The organism is Ensifer sp. 4252, from assembly GCF_050434565.1.
Taxonomy (GTDB): Bacteria; Pseudomonadota; Alphaproteobacteria; order Rhizobiales; family Rhizobiaceae; genus Ensifer.
The window spans coordinates 134029-151782 of the sequence record NZ_JBNDIU010000010.1; the positions used below are offsets into that span (position 1 = coordinate 134029).

Below are 17754 nucleotides of genomic sequence, written 5' to 3' on the forward strand. Positions count from 1 at the left end.
GCTCATGGCGGCCCTCAGAATTGCCTTCGAAGCTCCCGACACTCCGGGCAGCTCTTCTCTTTCCGGCAAGAAGCCCATCGATTTTGCCCATCTTGCCGCGCAGACGATGGGCGACAAGGCGCTTGAAATCGAAGTGCTGCAATTGTTCGCCCGTCAGGCGCGCAAGGTGATGAAGGAAATCACCGATGGCGACGTGAATGGACGTGCCCAGGCCGCACATCAGTTGAAGGGGGCCGCACTCGCCGTCGGCGCCGTCGACGTCGCGGCTGCAGCGGGCGCGATCGAACAGCGTCCCACCGATGCGGCTTTGCCCGATGTTCTCGCAGAGAGCGTGCTTGAGGCCGAGCTGTTTATCCTGAAGCTCTGCCGCTGATTGCGGCCCGCCAGAAAGGTGCATCGCGGCCCGCGCCGAAACGCCGCGTCCGCGATGCAACCGCCGGCTCTTGTTGACTGACTGGCCGAATTGTTGGAAGAACTTTTCCTGAATTCGCGCCTGCCGCCGCACGCGGCTTTGCGCAATCGGCCAGTCCCATCAGCTTATTCCGGAAAGTGACATGACAAAACTTACGATCGTTGCCTTTGATGGCACGCGCCACGAACTCGATGTCGAGAACGGCTCGACTGTCATGGAGAACGCCGTTCGCAATTCGGTTCCCGGCGTTGAAGCGGAGTGCGGCGGGGCCTGCGCCTGTGCTACCTGTCATGTCTATGTCGACGAAGCCTGGACGGCTGTCGTCGGCGCTCCGGAAGCGATGGAAGAGGACATGCTCGATTTTGCCTATGACGTGCGTCCGACCTCGCGGCTTTCCTGTCAGATCAAGGTCAGCGATGCGCTGGACGGGCTCGTCGTGCACGTGCCCGAACGCCAGGCCTGATCGCTGGCCGTCGGCGCCACAGTCCATTTTCAGTCTATCGCTGCCATGTTTGACAAAAAAGCGCCTCGCTGGTCGTGTGACGAGCGAGGCTAGGAGGGCGTATCGCACGCAGATGAGGGAGGGAACATCTGCTGCATAAAGACACGCCAGGAGAACCTGTATTGCTGCGCCGTCGAACTTTGCGCTTGAAGAAACTAAACGACGCTGCTGAATTCAAGTAACGGCAATATTTATACGTCGTGCAAAGCCATCATGGCCCGCAAAATCGCTTTACGACAACGGAGGGTTGGATTTCAATTCGCCCTCACGTTCCATATTCTGAATATAAGTGAGTCGCTCAGCTGCAGCTATCGCTAGATTTCACCAATAAAATACTGTGGGTGCGCACGCGCTAATCAGGTAGTGGTAAAGTATATTCCCGTTATGCTTATGCCGGTCGTGGCCGTTGAACAGGGACCTGTCTAGCGCTGCGTTTTCTTCAGCGTTTCCAGCCGATATTGCAGCAATCGGATCATGCGCTTGTCGAAATTGGCCGCCTCAGTCCGGTCGAACCGGGCCTGATCCTTGTCGTGGGCGGCGATCGCCTCGACGCTGGCGCGTGTGACGTCTTCCTGCATTTGCTCGCAGGTCGCCTGCGGTCTCAGGGCCAGAAACATCTTTTCCATCTTGCGGGCATGGTTGCGTGCGATCTCGGCATGGCGTTCCTCGTGCCGCTTGATATCGCTCGATAATGTGTCCCAGACCAAGGCGAGGTCGCGACTTGCCTGCGTGCGATACTTCCAGCGTGGCAAGATGATGCGGGTGCTGAGCGTGACGCGGGCGACGCCGACTGCGCAGCGTCCGCCGCGATTGACGTAGGTGATCGTTCCGCCAAACTTGATGCGCGTCGCGCCCGGATGGCGCGAGCCCGTCGATTTCATCATCGGCCCGGCTTTGGACAAAGCCTTGTCGAGATCGGCTGCCGTGCGACCGCCGATCGAGAAATAGGAAAAGCTCTTGTTTATCACCGTTTCGCCGGACGCAGGGCCCAAGGGCATGGCAACCAGAAGGGCAAGAAGGGCGGCTTTGAACGGAACGCGTACTCGAGACATCAGTGCGGAGTTCTCTTTAGTTGAACTTCAATCAAGCTTGGGGCATAGCCAGCGCGGGTGCAACAGCAAATCGAAATGGTTGCCTGCTGCGCATCGTGAGGGGAAATGACTTACAATCCATTTCAAAATTTTCACTGGAAACTGGCGCATGGGCGTAGTCTCGAACTGGGGCCACGTGGCGTTTTGATGGCGATCATCAATGTTACCCCCGACTCTTTCTCCGATGGCGGCCGTTTCACCGATACCGCGGCGGCCGTTGCCCAGGGCAAGCGCTGCATCGACGATGGCGCCTTGATCCTCGATGTCGGCGGTGAATCGACAAGGCCCGATGCAGCGCCCGTGAGTGCTAAAGAGGAACAAAGCCGGATCCTTCCGGTCATCGCGGCATTGGCTCGCGACACCGATGCGCTCATTTCAGTCGATACCTACAGGGCAGAGACCGCACGGCTTGCCGTCGAAGCGGGCGCCCATATCGTCAACGACGTGCACGGCCTTCAGCGCGAACCGGATATTGCGCGGATTGCTGCGCAGACGGGCGCCGGCCTCTGCATCATGCACACAGGCCGCGATCGCCAGAAGCTCGCCGATGTGGTGGAGGACCAGTTCCATTTCCTTGATCGCTCGCTGCAGATCGCGGCGGAAGCCGACATCGAACGCGAACGGATCGTGCTTGATCCAGGCTTCGGCTTTGCCAAGGACACGGAAGAGAACCTCGAACTGATGGCGCGTTTTGCCGAATTGCACCGTTTCGAACGGCCGTTTCTGGTCGGCACATCACGCAAGCGGTTCCTCGGTGCTGTCACCGGACGAGAGCCGGGGGACCGCGACGCTGCCACTGCGGCGACGACGGCGCTCTTACGCATGGCGGGTGCCGCCATTTTCCGCGTACATGATGTCGCAAACAGCAGGGATGCGCTGATGATGGCGGATGCTATGCTGGATGCAAAGAAGAGCTGACGGGACGGAAAACCATGAGCGCGACCTATACGATCACCCTGAAAAACTGTGCCTTCTTTGCGCGCCATGGCGTACTCGACGAGGAAGAGTTCCTCGGCCAGCGGTTTTTCGTCGATGCGGAGCTCGAAGTGGAGCAGGGCACGGCGCTGGTTGACGATTCGATCGACGACACCGTGCATTACGGCATCGCCTTTACTGAAATCGAGCGCATCGTCACCGGACGTCGGCGCTACCTGATCGAGGCACTGGCGCTTGAGGTCGCCAAGACCCTTTGTGTCCGCTTCCCGCAGATCCGGCGGGCAAAGGTTTCCGTTCGCAAGCCGAATGCGCCGGTACCCGGCATACTCGACTATGTCGAAGTCACTGTCGAGCATGTCGCCTGACATGAGCGGACCGATCGCGACACTGGGGCTCGGCGGCAATCTTGGCGAGCCGCCAAAGGCCATGGCCGAGGCCCTTCAGATGCTCGATGCCCGACCGGATTGTACGGTTCGAGCCGTTTCGCGCCTGTACCGGACGCCGCCTTGGGGCAAGACCGATCAGGCCTGGTTCTTCAATGCCTGCGCCGAAGTCGAAACGACACTCGGCCCGGAAGCACTGCTGGACGCCTGCCTCGATATCGAGCGACAGATGAAGCGAGTGCGTGACGAGCGCTGGGGGCCGCGTACGATCGACATCGATGTCTTGACTTTCGGCGACCTGTCCCAGACCGAGACTAAGCTGGAGTTGCCGCATCCGCGCATGACCGAGCGCGGCTTTGTCCTGATGCCGCTTGCGGACTTCGCTTCCGGCATGAGTGTGAACGGACGGCGGGTCGCAGACTGGCTGGCGGATGCCGACGTCACCGGGATCGAGGTGGCGGACGAAGACAGGGACTGGTGGCGGGCAGGGGCCTGAGACCGAGTAGAACGCAAAAAGAAGAGCCCCGGCGTTTGACCGGGGCTTTTCTCTGTAATCTGTACGGTCGTCTACTTGATCGAGCCGACGGCGATGTTGTCGACCTGGCGGTTGAGGCTGACGCCGATCACCGGCACCATCGTATCCTCTACCTTCACCGAGATGGTGATGTTCATGGTGGAGTCGTTCTGAAGCCGGGCGATCATCGCACCGTTCAGCTTCTTGCGGTTGATTCCGACGACGACCTTGTCCTTGGCGACGTTTCCGGAGACTACGTCGAGACCCTTGCCATCAGCGCCGTCGAGAAATTTTCCGGTGTAGCTGCTGCCCTTCTGGGTGATCAGCGCCGACATCGGCTGCTTGAACACGCCGACGCGGCAGAAACCATCCAGCTTGATTCCGGCATCATTGCCGGCAACCGGTTCGCCGGCGAGATCACAGGTGAACTTGGTGCCCTTGTATTTTCCGGCGACGATCTCGCCAGGCCCCTTCCACTGGCCGGAGACTTTCTCGAAGAAAGCCTTGTCCTTGCCGCCGGAAATGGCTGGCGTAGCAACGCCGACGGTTGCTGCAAGCGCGAAGGCGGCAGCGCCGCGAGCGATCAAAGAAGGGCGCGAGAACATAAACGATCCTTGATGGGTCAACGTCCGAAACTAAGAGCCACATTTGCGCGCAAATGGTTAATGGACGGTTTCTTTCGGGCGGATATCAAGGCTTCTTTGTGTCGATGATACCGTTCTGCGCGTAGCAGATCGGATGGCAGCAAGGCGCTCACGGCGGCCTCACCGTCATGTGCTACGATGCGCGCAGACGTGTTTATGAAACTCTGTTGCACCGGCGTACGTATCTACTTGAAACACGGAGGTTTCACGATGGCAACGGCGATCAACGGCACCCCGGAAACGCACGCCTCACGGGCACTCACGATCCGCCGCCACGGCCTTGTCACCCGGCTGACCCATTGGCTGTGGGCACTGGCATTGTTCTTCCTGCTTTTGAGTGGCCTGCAGATATTCAACGCCCATCCGACGCTTTATCTCGGGCAGCAATCGGGCTTTGCCTTCGACAACGGCGTGCTATCCATCAGCGCCACTCGGACAGAAGACGGAAACGTCAGGGGTGTTACCACGCTGCTCGGCCACAGGTTCGACACGACTGGCGTTCTCGGTGTCAGCGGCCCCGACGATCGCCGCGTCTACAGAGCCTTCCCGGCCTGGCTGACGGTCCCGTCCTATCAGGACCTGGCGACGGGGCGCGTTGTGCATTTCTTCTTCGCCTGGCTTTTCGCCATGGTCTTTCTTGTTTGGTTGGTTGCGAGCCTCATCAACGGGCACCTGCGGCGCGAGATCGTGCCGACGGCAGCCGACATCCGCGGCTTGCCGCAAAGTTTCCTCAACCATCTGCGGTTCCGCTTCGATCACGGCCGGAGTTACAACGGCTTGCAGAAACTCTCCTATGTCGCTGTTTTGCTGATATTTTTCCCGTTAATGATCCTGACGGGGCTGACGATGTCGCCGGGTATGGACGCAGCGTGGCCGTGGTTGATCGACATTTTTGCCGGCCGACAGACGGCGCGGACGATCCACTTCGTCGTCATGCTTCTGCTCGTGGGCTTCTTTGCCATCCACATCTTCATGGTTTTTGCCGCCGGGCCGATCAACGAATTGCGCTCGATGATAACAGGGCGATATCGCATCGATGGCGAGCCGCAGCGCAAGGAGGCAGGGCAATGAGCCGGCTTCTGATCAACCGCAGGCGCTTTCTGATGGCCGCCGGCATGGCTGCCTCGACGTTGCCGCTTGCCGGCTGCGATGCATTTGACGGCTTCCTGCAAAACAGATCGCCGGTCCGCGATGTCCTGGCATCGGCGAACAACCTGACTTATCGGGTGCAGCGGCTATTGATGGACGCCGACCGGCTGGCGCCTGAGTTCGCCGAAAGCGAAATCCGGCAGGGGCAACGGCCGAACGGCTCGACGGATCCGACCGACCCGGAGTATATCGCCCTCCAGCAGCAGGATTTCGCCGGATACCGCCTCGGTATCACCGGTCTCGTCGAAAAAACCCTCAGCCTGACATTGACCGAGCTGCGCAACATGCCGGCACGGACCCAGATCACCCGTCACGACTGTGTCGAAGGCTGGAGTTGCATCGCCAAATGGACCGGCGTTCCGCTTGCCACGGTGCTCGATGAAGCCAAGATCAAGCCGGAAGCCCGTTACATTGTCTTCCATTGCTTCGATCTCATGGATCTCGGGCTTTCCGGCCCGGCGGCCTACTACGAATCGATCGACCTCATCGATGCGCGTCATCCGCAGACGATCCTTGCCTATGGATTGAACGGAAGGCCGCTTCCGGTCGCCAATGGCGCCCCGCTTCGCGTGCGCATCGAGCGGCAACTCGGCTACAAAATGGCGAAGTATATCAGTGCCATCGAGGTCGTATCGGACCTGTCGCCATTCGGTCGTGGACGCGGCGGCTTCTGGGAAGACCTTGGTTATGACTGGTATGCGGGCATCTAGTTCTAGTTTCTAAGTGTCGCCGTTCTGACTGGCCGCGCGGCCGGCGCCGGGCGCGAGGTCCGAGAGAAAGTCGCCGATCCCGGGACGTTTCAGCGCTTGGAAAGGCATCGGTCGGCAAAGATCCATGGCGGCGATGCCGATGCGCGCCGTCATCAGCCCATTGATCACGCCTTCGCCGAGCCGCGCTGAGAGTTTTGACGCCAGGCCGTGGCCAAGCACCTGCTGGATGAGGCTGTCGCCGGCGGCGATCGAGCCGGTAACCGCGAGATGGGCGATCACGTCGCGCATCAGCCTGAGCATGCCGAGCGTACCGGGGCGGCCGCCATAAAGCTCGGCCATCGCGCGGATCATGCGGGCGGATTCATAAAGCACATAGCCGAGATCGACGAGCGCGCGGGGGCTGACGGCGGTGACGATCGACACGCGCTTGGACGCGGCAAGGATGATGCGCCGGGCCTCGCGATCGAGCGGCGTCAGCAATTCGCGCTCCGTCAGGTCGAGCAGATGCGGGCCGTCGATGATCTCGCCCTCGGTTTCCTTAAGGCGCGTACGACCGCGTGCGGTGCGCGGATTGGAGGCGAGAAGATGGACGAGCTTTTCCGAGGCGGACCGTGCCAGCTTGGTGTTGCCTGAGGTTGCCGCACTCTCCGTCTCCGATTTCAAGGTCTGGACGGCCGTCAGTTGCATCATGCCTGACAGCTCGCGGGCAATGACCACCAGGAGTGCCAGGAGCCCGATGGCGACAACGCCCATCGCGGCATAGCCGAGCCAGTCGGCGCGGGAAAACAGGTCGCGGATGAGGCGGTCGACCCAAAGGCCCACCGCAAGCGAGAGGAGAATGCCGAATGCCCCCATAGCGATCTTGCCGACGGACAGGCGACGCCTGCGCGGGCTTGCCTCCGGCAGAGCCAGGCTCTCGACGCTAAGCGTCGTCTCCCGGAAGGGATCCTCCGTGTCCGGCGTCATTACCACCTTGTCATCGAAGCTCGCCGGCGCGCGGCGGGGGCGGGCGCTTTCCGCCGGCTTCGGCTCCGGATCCGGGTTCACCGAAAAGGCGCCAGGCTTTCGGCCTCGACTGTCGAAATCGTCGCTCATGCCAACCGGTCTCCGAACAGGAACTGCATCGCCCGATCAAGCCGGATATGCGGCACCGACAGCTTCAATCCGCCACCGGTCTCTTCAAGATGCGGCGGCCGGAAGCGCACGAAACTCAACTCGGGCATCGGATGTACGTCGCCGAATGTCGTCGCCGATGCATCGGCATCAAGCGCCCTAAAAAGAACTTCAGGATCGTCCGGCAAGTCACCGGGAAATATCGCTGTTTTCCGTTCGCCGTCGAAGGTATCGCCGTTGATCTTCTCGCCGGCGATCGGCGTGCCGACGATGACCGGAAGCGTATGGCCGCCATGATCGACCGTTGCCTCGCGGGTCGCCCGGACCGAGGCGATCGCCATGACTTCCAGCCCCGCACCGCTCATCCCGATGCTGGCGGCTGCCCGGCTGACCAGACGCGCCGTAATGCGCTCCAGGCGATCGTGGCTTTCGTGGTGCAGATGATCCGCCTTGGTCGCGGCGATCAGCACCTTGTCGATTCTTCGGGTGAGGAACGACGAGAGCCAGCTGTTCGTACCAGGGCGGAAACAGGCCAGCACGTCGGCCAGCGCCTGCTCCAGATCGAGCAGAGATTCCTGTCCGCCATTGATCGCCTGCAGCGCGTCCACAAGCACGATCTGCCGGTCCAGCCGGGCAAAGTGCTCGCGAAAGAACGGGCTGACAACGTGCTTCTTATAGGCCTCGTAGCGACGCTCCATCATCGCCCAGAGCGAGCCTTTCGGCGCACGGCCCTCGGGCAGGTCGGGCAGGGGCGAGAAGGTCAGAGCAGGTGAGCCCTCGAGATCGCCCGGCATCAGGAACCGACCGGGGGGCAAGGTCGACGGCGAGCTCGCGTCCGCCTTGCAGGCCTTGAGATAGGCGGTGAAGCTTTCGGCAAGCCGGCGCGCGCTGCTTTCATCGGCGATCGCCTTAGGTCCCGCAGACGAGGCAAGCGTCAGCCAATCCGCCGACAGGTTGACGCGGCCGTGTGCACGGGCGCGGGCCACCGAATTGTCGCTGAACTGCTTGAAATCCTGCGCGAGCAGCGGCAGGTCCAGCAGCCATTCACCGGGATAATCGACGATATCGAGCGACAGCCGGCCGGCCGAAAACAGTCTGTTCCAGCCACTGGCGCTCTCGAAGTCGAGGGTAATGCGAAGCTGCGAGATCGCACGGGTCGAATCCGGCCAGATACGATCGCGCACCAGGGCGGCAATGTGATCCTCGTACTGAAAGCGCGGCACGGCGTCGTCCGGCTGGGGCTCAAGCCTTATCTTCGAGACGCGGCCGGAGCGCACCGCTTCGAACACCGGCAGCCGTCCGCCGTTGAGGAGATTATGCACCAGCGACGAGATGAAGACCGTCTTTCCGGCTCTCGAAAGGCCGGTGACGCCCAGCCGGATCGAGGGATTGACGAGGCCCGATGCACGATCGGTGAGATTGTCGAATGCAATCAGGGCGTCGTCTTTGAAGCTGGTCAGATTTGGCGCCAAGTCGTGCTATCCCTCGCGGACCTTGCCGCTTTCGTTCATGCGAATGTCTGCCGTCGAGACGTGTGGCAGGCCCTGTTTGCCTTGGCGATATAGGAAATATTTCCCGCACCGCAACAACGGCATGTCATTTCGGTTCCCTGATCGGCCGCATCAGCGACACCAACGTCGCCGTAATGCTGCCGCCGGAGCCTGCCCGCAAGTCAAGGACCGCAAGAGCTGCAGGCGGATAGCCATGCGGCAGGGCGTCGGTCGCCGCCTCGTCTCCGGCAAAGCGGTGGAAGAGTTCGTCGATCATCGGATTGTGTCCGACGATCATCAGCGAATTCAGATGCCTGTTTGCTTCGATGATGTCGGTATAGACGCTTGCCGGGCCGGTATAGAGCTCGTCGACATAGCGGATTTGGATGTCTTCGCTGACGGAGCGGAAGAAGGGTTCAGCGGTCTGGCGACAACGCACGGCGGTCGAGCACAAGATCAGCTCCGGCCGGATGCCACGATCGGCAGCCATCTGCGCGATCAGTTCCGCCTCGGCATATCCTACGTCGTCGAGCGCGCGATCGAAATCACGTTGGCCGGGCAAGGCCCAACCGGAGCGGGCATGACGCAGAAGGAAGAGACGGAAGGGCCTGGCGGCACTGTCTTGCATATATGAGTTCCGCTAGCTGCCCGCCGCGGGTCGCGACGGGATCGAATATCGCCGGATCGGGGTCTTGCGCGTCTCGCGGCGGATCACCACCTTTTCCCGTCGATGATGCAAAGATCAAGCTGTGAACCGCTTTTTTCAGGGGATTGCCCGGTTGTCGCCGGGTGCGCCAATCCCGGCAAAAGGGCAGCGTCGCGCTGGCGGCAGACCATCCAAGTTACGACCGGTCTTCTTGCGCCGGGTAGGTGATCATCTCTACGACTAAGATCTCATCTGTAATTTTGATGAAATATTCGCCAGTTAGCCTGAATTGCAAGCATTGTTAAAATACGGTTGAGTGTCTAATCCGAGGCTTGAATCGCGGCTTCCATGGGGCTATACACCGCCGCAATGAGATGTTCTTCAGGAGAATCGCGTTGAGTGAGAAGATCGATCTTAGTACCTTTGTCCTCTCCGAGGATGAGGAATTCATGAATGCCACCCACCGGGCCTATTTCCGGGCCAAGCTGAATGCTTGGAGAAACGACATCCTTCGCGAAGCACGCGAGACACTGGATCACTTGGCCGAGGAGAGCGCCAATCATCCCGATCTCGCCGACAGAGCCTCTTCCGAAACAGACCGGGCGATTGAACTGAGAGCCCGCGACCGTCAGCGGAAGTTGATCTCGAAAATCGATGCGGCGCTACAGCGGCTAGATGAAGGGACCTACGGCTATTGCGAGGAAACGGGAGAACCGATCGGCTTGAAGCGTCTGGACGCCCGACCGATTGCAACTCTCTCGATCGAGGCGCAGGAGCGCCACGAGCGTCGGGAAAAGGTCTACAGGGACGAATAAGATCCGGTTTCCGGATCAGTTTTGAGAAAAAGGCGCGGTCAAACCGCGCCTTTTTCTTTTGCTCAATGTTTGCCTCAAGAAGCCGTGACGCTGCATGCGTCAGGGCTTGCGACCGGCGGAGATGTCGGCGAGCATGCGGTTCATCTCTTCCTCGATCGTCGGCTCCTTGCGGACATCGTCGAGCGGTGCGCCGAGCACCGGCTCATGGCGGCCAGCAGCGGCCACCGGCACGCGATTTTCCGGACGTGCTGCTGCAGCAGCAGGCGCCAATCGCTGCAGGTCCCCGCTGATTTCGGCATCAAGGATGCGTTCGAAGTCCGAAAGCGCGCCTTGGGCAGCAGGCTGCGGCTGCGCGACCGGTGCGGGACGCTGTTCCTGCACTGACGGCTGGGTCGGCAGGACCCGGCTGCGGGCAGCATCGAAGATGCCTTCCACTTTCTCGGCCGAGTTTACAGGGGCGACGATTTCGGGTGCCTGTGGCGTGACCCTTGCGACCGGCCGTGGCTCGATGGCCATCGCAGGGGCCGGGCGCTGTTCGGCAATCGGGCGAACCGCTGGGGTCGGCTCGACGCGCGCAACCGGCTGCTCCTGCGGTATCGCCACCGGGCGCACTGGCGCGACGACGGCCACCTCGGGCTGAGCGACAGGGCGCAACTGCGCCGATGCTGCTGCCCTTGTCTCTGTGCGGTTGCCGTTGGCAACCGACGGTTCGATCGGCTTGCGCTCGACGACTGCCGGACCGTCGTTCGCAGACGCGCTCTCATCGATCGGCGCAATCCGGCTTTCGATGACGATATCCGTTGGTCCGCCGATCATGATCAGATGTTCGACGTCGTCCCGGCGCACGAGCACCAGGCGACGGCGCGTGTCGACAGCGGCCGCATCGAGCACGGCGAGGCGAGGCTGCCGGTTCTTGCCGCCGCGAATGAAGGGCGACGACGGCCTGTTGCGCATGATCCAGAGCACGGCCACGAGGCACAGAAGCCCGATCGCAACGGCGCCGGCGGCGATAATGAATCGGCTACCGTTGTCTCCGACGATCGTTTCCATCATAGGCTGAACTCCTTTAGCCTTTCGAGTGGCAGTATTTGACGGCTTTTTTCGGGCTTGGACAAGCACTTCGCCGACATTCCCTGTGAATTGACCGCTGCGCTTCCGCACAGGTGCTTTTTGCTGTTATCTCTGATCGTTAAAGATGATTCCTATCCGAATGATCGAGGGCGTGTCGGTATTGGCCGATTTCACCTGGCTGATCGAGCGGATGCCGGCCGGAGCGCCGGACCGTGCCGGCTTTTGCGCCGGGCGGTATTGGCGGCAGATGAGGACCCGATGACGAAAATGCGGCAGTCAGGTGACTACCAGATGCCGGTTGTGGACCGTGGCGTCAGGCCGGGAACCGTCATGCGGATCGTCCTGCTTGCGATCGTTCTGACCGCCTCTGCGATCGCCTTTGTGATATTCAAGAACGAGTTGGACAACGAAATCGTGCTCGGCATCCTTGGCGTTCTCGCCATGGTCGGGATCTTCTTCCTTGTCTCGTCGGTCATCGGCTTCATCGAGGTGATGCCGCAATCGCGGCCGGACGAGCTGGCGCGTGCGTTTCTTGACGCCCATGAAGATGGCACGATCGTCACGGACCGCAAGGGCCGCATCATTTATGCCAACGCCGCCTATGGCGCACTGACCGGCGCGAAGAATTCTGCCGGCATCCAGTCGCTCGAAACGATCCTGTCGCGAAACCGCGAGGCGACCGAAGCGATCTACCGCCTTACCAACGGGCTGCACGAAGGCAAGCAGGGGCACGAGGAGTTTCGGCTGTTGAAGCCGTTGGCGACGGCTGCTGCCTCCAGCGGCTCCGGTGCCCACTGGTTTCGCTTGAAGGCCCGGGTGCTGCCGCTCGAAGACAGCGAGCGCAATCCGCTGTACCTCTGGCAGATCGCCGACATCACCGCCGAACGCGACGACCAGGAGCGGTTCTTCAAGGAACTGCAGAATGCCATCGACTATCTCGACCATGCTCCGGCCGGTTTCTTCTCCGCCGGGCGCAAGGGCGAGATCTTCTACATCAACGCCACACTTGCGGATTGGCTGGGCATCGACCTGACGGAATTCCAGCCGGGCTCGATGAGCATCGGCGACCTCGTTGCCGGCGAGGGGCTGACGCTGGTGCAGTCGGTCCAGGCGGAGCCGGGGCTGAAGAAGACCAAGCTACTGGATCTCGACCTGCGCAAGACCAACGGCCAGAGCCTGCCGGTGCGCATGGTGCACCGGGTGTCATCGGCACGCGACGGTGCGCCCGGCGAAAGCCGGACCATCGTCATGTCGCGCGATGGCGGCGAGGATGAGGACCAGTCGGCGTCGAGTGCTGCAATGCGTTTCACCCGCTTCTTCAACAATACGCCGATGGCGATCGCCTCTGTCGACGGCAACGGCCGCATCCTTCGCACCAATGCGCCGTTCCTCAAGCTGTTTTCCGGCCTTGTCTCCCAGGACGATGTCGAGCGCGGCGCACTGATCGAAACGGTCGTGCACGCGACCGAGAAGGGGCGCCTGCACGAGGCGCTTGCCGCCGCCAAGGACCGCCAGGGCGACATCGCCCCGATTGACGCATTGCACCCGGCGGATGGCGAGCGCCATTTCCGTTTCTATATCAATGCCGTCATCGACCAGAGCGATCAGGCTCCGGAAGAGGCAGCGATCATCTATGCGCTGGAGATTACCGAGCAGAAGGCGCTCGAAAACCAGATGGCGCAGACGCAGAAGATGAATGCGGTCGGCACGCTTGCAGGCGGCATCGCGCACGACTTCAACAACGTGCTGACGGCCATTCTGCTTTCCTCCGACCACCTGCTTTTGTCGGCGCGTCCGGCGGATGCGAGCTTTGCCGACCTGATGGAGATCAAGCGCAACGCCAACCGGGCGGCGGTGCTCGTCAGGCAGTTGCTCGCCTTCTCGCGCAAGCAGACGATGCGGCCGACTGTGTTGAGCATGACCGACGTGATCGGCGACCTGCGCATGCTCGTCGATCGCATGACCGGAACCAACGTCAAGGTCGAAGTCGACTACGGGCGCGATCTGTGGCCGGTGCGCACGGATCTCGGCCAGTTCGAGCAGGTGCTGCTCAACCTTGCCGTCAATGCGCGCGACGCGATGCCGACAGGCGGCATCATCACCCTTCGCACCCGCAATCTGCCGTCAACGGAAATCGCTGCGCTCGGCCGGCGCGAACTGCCGGAGGAAGACTTCGTCATGGTGGAGGTTTCCGACCAGGGAACCGGCATTCCGCCCGAGATTCTCGACAAGATCTTCGAGCCCTTCTTCACCACCAAGGAAGTCGGCAAGGGCACGGGCCTTGGCCTTTCGATGGTCTACGGCATCGTCAAGCAATCCGGCGGCTACATCTATCCGGAATCCGAAGTCGGCAAGGGAACCACCTTCCGTATCCTGCTGCCGCGCCATGTCGACATTCCGGAAGTCGCGGGTGATCAGGCGCAGGGCGCATCCAATGGGGCGGTGTCGCCGCCGCCGGTTGAAGCTGTCGTCAAGCCGGCCGCCAAGACCGAGGAACCCACCGATCTCACCGGTGATTCGGCCGTCGTCCTGCTCGTCGAGGACGAAGAAGCGGTCCGCCGCGGCGGCAAGCGCATGCTCGAGACGCGTGGCTACACCGTGCACGAGGCAGGCTCCGGCGTCGAGGCGCTTGAGATCATGGACGAGCTCGATGGGGCCGTCGATATCGTCGTCTCGGATGTGGTGATGCCGGAGATGGACGGGCCGACGCTCTTGACGGAGCTGCGCAAGAAATACCCGGACCTGAAATTCATCTTCGTCTCGGGCTACGCCGAAGATGCATTCGCCCGCAATCTGCCGGCTGACGCCAAGTTCGGCTTCCTGCCGAAGCCGTTCTCGCTGAAGCAGCTGGCCGTGGCCGTGCGCGAGATGCTGGATTCCTAGGGCGTCTCCAGCAAAAAGCCCGACGTTTGCGCGCCGGGCTTTCTTTTTGTCATCTAACTGAATGTCGCTCTTACTTGGCGGTCAGCGCCACAGCGATTTCACCGGCGAGGCGAGCATTGTTCTCGACCAGCGCGATGTTGGTCTCGAGGCTGCGGCCCTCGGTCAGATGGAAGAGGTTGTCGAGCAGGTAGGGCGTTACCGCCTTGCCGGAAATCTCGTCGCGTTCGGCGTTGTCGAGGGCGCGGCCGATGTAGATCTCCATCTCCTCGCGCGCGATCTCGCTTTCGGCCGGAACGGGATTGGCAATCAGCATACCGCCATCGACGCCGAGCAGTTCGCGCATGTTCTGGAAGTTGGCGATCGCTGCGGGGCTGTTGAGCATCAGCGGGCTCTTGAGGCCGGAATCGCGCGACCAGAAGGCCGGGAACACGTCGCTGTCATAGGTGACGACGGGCACGCCGCGGGTTTCGAGGACTTCGAGCGTCTTCGGAATGTCGAGGATGGCCTTGGCGCCGGCGCAAACGACGATGACGGCCGTGCGGGCCAGTTCGTCAAGGTCAGCGGAGATGTCGAAGCTCAGTTCGGCGCCGCGATGCACGCCGCCGATGCCGCCGGTCGCAAAGACGCGGATGCCGGCGCGGGCAGCGGCGATCATGGTGGCGGCAACGGTCGTCGCACCGGTGCGGCGCTCGGCGATCGCAAAGGCAAGATCGGCCCGCGATACCTTCATAGCGCCTTCGGTCTTTGCCAGCTCTTCCAGCTTCGCATCGTCAAGGCCGATATGCAGAACGCCGTGAATGACGGCGATCGTCGCCGGAACGGCACCCTGGTCGCGGATGATCGATTCAACGCTGCGGGCCATGTTCAGGTTGCCCGGATAGGGCATGCCATGGGTGATGATCGTTGATTCCAGTGCCACGATCGGCGCGCCACGCGCTTTGGCGGCTGCAACCTCGTCGGAATATTCCATCGGCAGGAAGGGAGAAGCGGGTTTGGTCATGGTTTTTCCTTGGGAGTTCGGCTGGCGGCGTTCATGCCAGCATTTGAGGTGCAGGCACAAGGGCCAGCGCCTGTTCGAGATTGGCCTGCGACATTTGTTCCGAGGCAGCCAAGGGAGAGCGCAGCGTGATGCCGGCTGCGGCAATGCCGTGCCGAAGGCATTCCGAGAGGTCTCGCCCCGCAAGACGCGCGGAGAGGAAGCCTGATGCCAGGGCGTCGCCGGCGCCGGTGACATCCGCGAGCTCCGGCAGAGCCGGTGGCGTCGTGACGCAGACGGTTTCGTGATCGAAGGCAACCACTGCCCTGCCGCCGCGGGTGACGATGCCGCCATTGAGACCCGCCGCGCGCAGTAGCGGCGGCCAGCCTTCGGCATCCGCGGCATCCTTGCCTGTCAGGGCGCGGGCCTCGGATTCGTTCATGAAGAGGAAACTGAGCTTGGCCAGGCTCGGCTGGAAGCGGACGACCTTTGCCGGCGAAACGGCGATACCGGCGACAATGCGCCCATTGGTCGAAGCCGCCTCGACGAGGGCCGCAATAGTCTCCTCCGGCAGATTGGCATCGGTCAGCACAACCCGGCTATCGGTGATGGCGTCACGCAATGCGCGCCGCTGCAACTGGCGCGGCGAGAATATCCGATAAAGATCCATGTCGGCGAGCGCGATCACCAAGTTGCCGTCATTTTCGATGATCGCGGTGTAGCTCGGCGTCTGGCGGTCGAGAAAGGTGAGGGGATTGTCGATGACGCCGGCCGCCGCTGCAGCCGCCGTGACCATCTCTCCGGCCGCATCGCCGCCGCGCGTGCTGATCATCCGGACGCTGTGGCCCAGTCGTGCCAGGTTGCGCGCAGCATTAAAGCCGCCGCCACCTGCCTCTTCGAACCAGGTGCCGGGATTGCTCGAACCGTGCGCCGTCGTGCCGGTGATGCGGCCGCGCCGGTCGATATGGGCGCCGCCGAAGACGGCGATTTCGCCTTCCGTCATGAATGTTCCTCTGCTGTCTCTCAGGCGAATCGGATCGCGAGCATTCATCATCTCAAGGTGCGGCTGGCGCTGCCGAAAAAATTACACCGCAAAGCGTGAACATGAATCGAACACAATCCGAATAGTTCATATTTTTCAATGCCTTGTCCTGCCCTTGCAAAACAGGAACAAAACATGTACAAAAACTCATGCGGCGGCTTCATTGCCTCGGTAGCTTCAATAACCTAAAGGTGGACCAAATGGCACAAAACTCTTTGCGGCTCGTAGAGGACAAATCGGTGGATAAAAGCAAGGCACTTGAAGCGGCACTTTCCCAGATCGAACGGTCGTTCGGCAAGGGATCGATCATGAAGCTCGGTGGGAAGGACAGCATCATCGAGATCGAGACGGTTTCGACCGGCTCTCTCAGCCTGGATATCGCACTCGGCATTGGCGGCCTGCCGAAGGGCCGCATCGTCGAAATCTATGGTCCCGAAAGCTCGGGCAAGACGACGCTGGCGCTGCAGACCATCGCAGAAGCACAGAAGAAGGGCGGCATCTGCGCCTTCGTCGACGCGGAACACGCACTCGACCCGGTTTATGCGCGCAAGCTGGGCGTCGATCTCGAAAACCTGCTGATCTCGCAGCCCGATACCGGTGAACAGGCACTTGAGATCACCGACACGCTGGTGCGCTCCGGGGCGATTGACGTTCTCGTCATCGACTCTGTCGCAGCGCTTGTACCGCGCGCCGAAATCGAAGGCGAAATGGGTGACAGCCTGCCGGGCATGCAGGCCCGTCTGATGAGCCAGGCGCTGCGCAAGTTGACGGCCTCGATCTCGAAGTCGAACTGCATGGTGGTCTTCATCAACCAGATCCGCATGAAGATCGGCGTCATGTTCGGGTCGCCGGAAACGACGACGGGCGGTAACGCGCTAAAATTCTATGCATCGGTTCGCCTCGACATCCGCCGTATCGGCTCCGTCAAGGAGCGCGAAGAGGTCGTCGGCAACCAGACGCGTGTCAAGGTCGTCAAGAACAAGATGGCGCCTCCCTTCAAGCAGGTCGAATTCGACATCATGTATGGCGAAGGCGTCTCCAAGACCGGCGAACTCGTCGACCTCGGCGTCAAGGCCGGCATCGTCGAGAAGTCCGGCGCCTGGTTCTCCTATAACAGCCAGCGCCTCGGCCAGGGCCGCGAGAACGCCAAGTCGTTCCTCAGGGACAATCCGGATCTTTCGCGCGAGATCGAGACGGCTCTGCGTCAGAACGCCGGCCTGATCGCCGACCGGTTCCTCGAGAATGGCGGTCCGGAACCGGACGACGGCGACGACGCTGCCGAAGCATAAGCAGCAAGCCAGGTTCAAGCTTTCAAAACCGGTCGCCCTCATCGGCGGCCGGTTTTTTGCTGGCGTCTGGACAGCATGATACGCGAAC

General features: G+C 61.5%; 18 protein-coding genes. 10 read left to right on the forward strand and 8 right to left on the reverse strand.

Annotation, left to right across the window (positions count from 1 at the left end; translation table 11 throughout):
- Positions 1 to 4 precede the first annotated feature (4 nt).
- Together ABIE33_RS19540 and ABIE33_RS19545 are read left to right on the forward strand one after the other, a co-directional pair.
- Positions 5 to 373, forward strand: a complete 369-nt coding sequence (locus ABIE33_RS19540; protein WP_025427193.1) for an Hpt domain-containing protein — start codon at positions 5 to 7, stop codon at positions 371 to 373.
- Between the two features lie 181 nt (positions 374 to 554).
- A complete protein-coding gene (locus tag ABIE33_RS19545) occupies positions 555 to 875 on the forward strand; it encodes a 2Fe-2S iron-sulfur cluster-binding protein (protein ID WP_429128263.1) in 321 nt (106 codons plus the stop codon).
- A gap of 461 nt (positions 876 to 1336) precedes the next feature.
- On the opposite strand, the gene ABIE33_RS19550 is transcribed toward ABIE33_RS19545, so the two are convergent.
- Complete coding sequence (locus ABIE33_RS19550) at positions 1337 to 1966, reverse strand: DUF922 domain-containing Zn-dependent protease (protein WP_429128266.1); 630 nt, start codon at positions 1964 to 1966, stop codon at positions 1337 to 1339.
- 105 nt (positions 1967 to 2071) lie between these two features.
- Here ABIE33_RS19550 and folP point away from each other — a divergent pair, with 105 nt between their 5' ends.
- From folP to folK, 3 genes are read left to right on the forward strand one after another with little or no spacing between them, the layout of a single operon-like run.
- Positions 2072 to 2923 carry a dihydropteroate synthase gene (gene folP, locus ABIE33_RS19555; protein WP_429128269.1) on the forward strand — a complete coding sequence of 284 codons (852 nt, stop codon included), beginning with the start codon at positions 2072 to 2074 and terminating at the stop codon, positions 2921 to 2923.
- A gap of 14 nt (positions 2924 to 2937) precedes the next feature.
- Complete coding sequence (gene folB / locus ABIE33_RS19560; RefSeq protein ID WP_429128272.1) at positions 2938 to 3306, forward strand: dihydroneopterin aldolase; 369 nt, start codon at positions 2938 to 2940, stop codon at positions 3304 to 3306.
- On the forward strand, positions 3296 to 3820 hold the full coding sequence (folK, locus tag ABIE33_RS19565; protein ID WP_429128478.1) for a 2-amino-4-hydroxy-6-hydroxymethyldihydropteridine diphosphokinase: 525 nt from the start codon (positions 3296 to 3298) through the stop codon (positions 3818 to 3820). Before folB ends, folK begins: the two co-directional genes overlap by 11 nt.
- Positions 3821 to 3891: 71 nt before the next feature.
- On the opposite strand, the gene ABIE33_RS19570 is transcribed toward folK, so the two are convergent.
- The gene (locus tag ABIE33_RS19570) at positions 3892 to 4443 is read right to left on the reverse strand and encodes a hypothetical protein (protein WP_429128274.1); all 552 of its coding nucleotides are present in this window, start codon (positions 4441 to 4443) and stop codon (positions 3892 to 3894) included.
- Positions 4444 to 4692: 249 nt separating this feature from the next.
- Between ABIE33_RS19570 and ABIE33_RS19575 the strand changes: the two genes are divergently transcribed.
- Positions 4693 to 5553, forward strand: a complete 861-nt coding sequence (locus ABIE33_RS19575; protein ID WP_429128277.1) for a cytochrome b/b6 domain-containing protein — start codon at positions 4693 to 4695, stop codon at positions 5551 to 5553.
- A complete protein-coding gene (locus tag ABIE33_RS19580) occupies positions 5550 to 6341 on the forward strand; it encodes a molybdopterin-binding protein (RefSeq protein WP_429128279.1) in 792 nt (263 codons plus the stop codon). The genes ABIE33_RS19575 and ABIE33_RS19580 overlap by 4 nt, the downstream gene beginning before the upstream one ends.
- 9 nt (positions 6342 to 6350) lie before the next feature.
- Here the strand turns inward: ABIE33_RS19580 and ABIE33_RS19585 are convergent, their stop codons facing one another.
- The 3 genes from ABIE33_RS19585 to ABIE33_RS19595 all read right to left on the reverse strand — a co-directional run bounded on the left by ABIE33_RS19585 (position 6351) and on the right by ABIE33_RS19595 (position 9572).
- Positions 6351 to 7436, reverse strand: a complete 1086-nt coding sequence (locus tag ABIE33_RS19585) for a YcjF family protein (protein WP_429128282.1) — start codon at positions 7434 to 7436, stop codon at positions 6351 to 6353.
- Positions 7433 to 8926: a YcjX family protein gene (locus ABIE33_RS19590; RefSeq protein WP_429128284.1), complete on the reverse strand. Its 1494-nt coding sequence runs from the start codon at positions 8924 to 8926 to the stop codon at positions 7433 to 7435. Before ABIE33_RS19590 ends, ABIE33_RS19585 begins: the two co-directional genes overlap by 4 nt.
- 124 nt (positions 8927 to 9050) lie before the next feature.
- Entirely contained in the window at positions 9051 to 9572 is a 522-nt protein-coding gene (locus ABIE33_RS19595; RefSeq protein ID WP_429128287.1) for a SixA phosphatase family protein, read from the reverse strand.
- Between the two features lie 413 nt (positions 9573 to 9985).
- Between ABIE33_RS19595 and dksA the strand changes: the two genes are divergently transcribed.
- On the forward strand, positions 9986 to 10405 hold the full coding sequence (dksA, locus tag ABIE33_RS19600; protein WP_025427181.1) for an RNA polymerase-binding protein DksA: 420 nt from the start codon (positions 9986 to 9988) through the stop codon (positions 10403 to 10405).
- Positions 10406 to 10504: 99 nt separating this feature from the next.
- Here the strand turns inward: dksA and ABIE33_RS19605 are convergent, their stop codons facing one another.
- A complete protein-coding gene (locus ABIE33_RS19605) occupies positions 10505 to 11458 on the reverse strand; it encodes a flagellar biosynthetic protein FliO (protein ID WP_429128289.1) in 954 nt (317 codons plus the stop codon).
- A gap of 276 nt (positions 11459 to 11734) precedes the next feature.
- On the opposite strand from ABIE33_RS19605, the gene cckA reads away from it, so the two are divergent.
- Positions 11735 to 14359 carry a cell cycle histidine kinase CckA gene (gene cckA, locus ABIE33_RS19610; protein WP_429128292.1) on the forward strand — a complete coding sequence of 875 codons (2625 nt, stop codon included), beginning with the start codon at positions 11735 to 11737 and terminating at the stop codon, positions 14357 to 14359.
- Between the two features lie 70 nt (positions 14360 to 14429).
- Here cckA and ABIE33_RS19615 read toward each other — a convergent pair whose 3' ends face one another.
- A complete protein-coding gene (locus tag ABIE33_RS19615; RefSeq protein ID WP_429128295.1) occupies positions 14430 to 15359 on the reverse strand; it encodes a pseudouridine-5'-phosphate glycosidase in 930 nt (309 codons plus the stop codon).
- 31 nt (positions 15360 to 15390) lie between these two features.
- Positions 15391 to 16338: a carbohydrate kinase family protein gene (locus ABIE33_RS19620; RefSeq protein ID WP_429128297.1), complete on the reverse strand. Its 948-nt coding sequence runs from the start codon at positions 16336 to 16338 to the stop codon at positions 15391 to 15393.
- 239 nt (positions 16339 to 16577) lie between these two features.
- Here ABIE33_RS19620 and recA point away from each other — a divergent pair, with 239 nt between their 5' ends.
- Positions 16578 to 17666 (forward strand): recombinase RecA, encoded by a 1089-nt coding sequence (gene recA, locus ABIE33_RS19625; protein ID WP_025427176.1) that lies wholly within the window; start codon positions 16578 to 16580, stop codon positions 17664 to 17666.
- Positions 17667 to 17754: the final 88 nt, after the last annotated feature.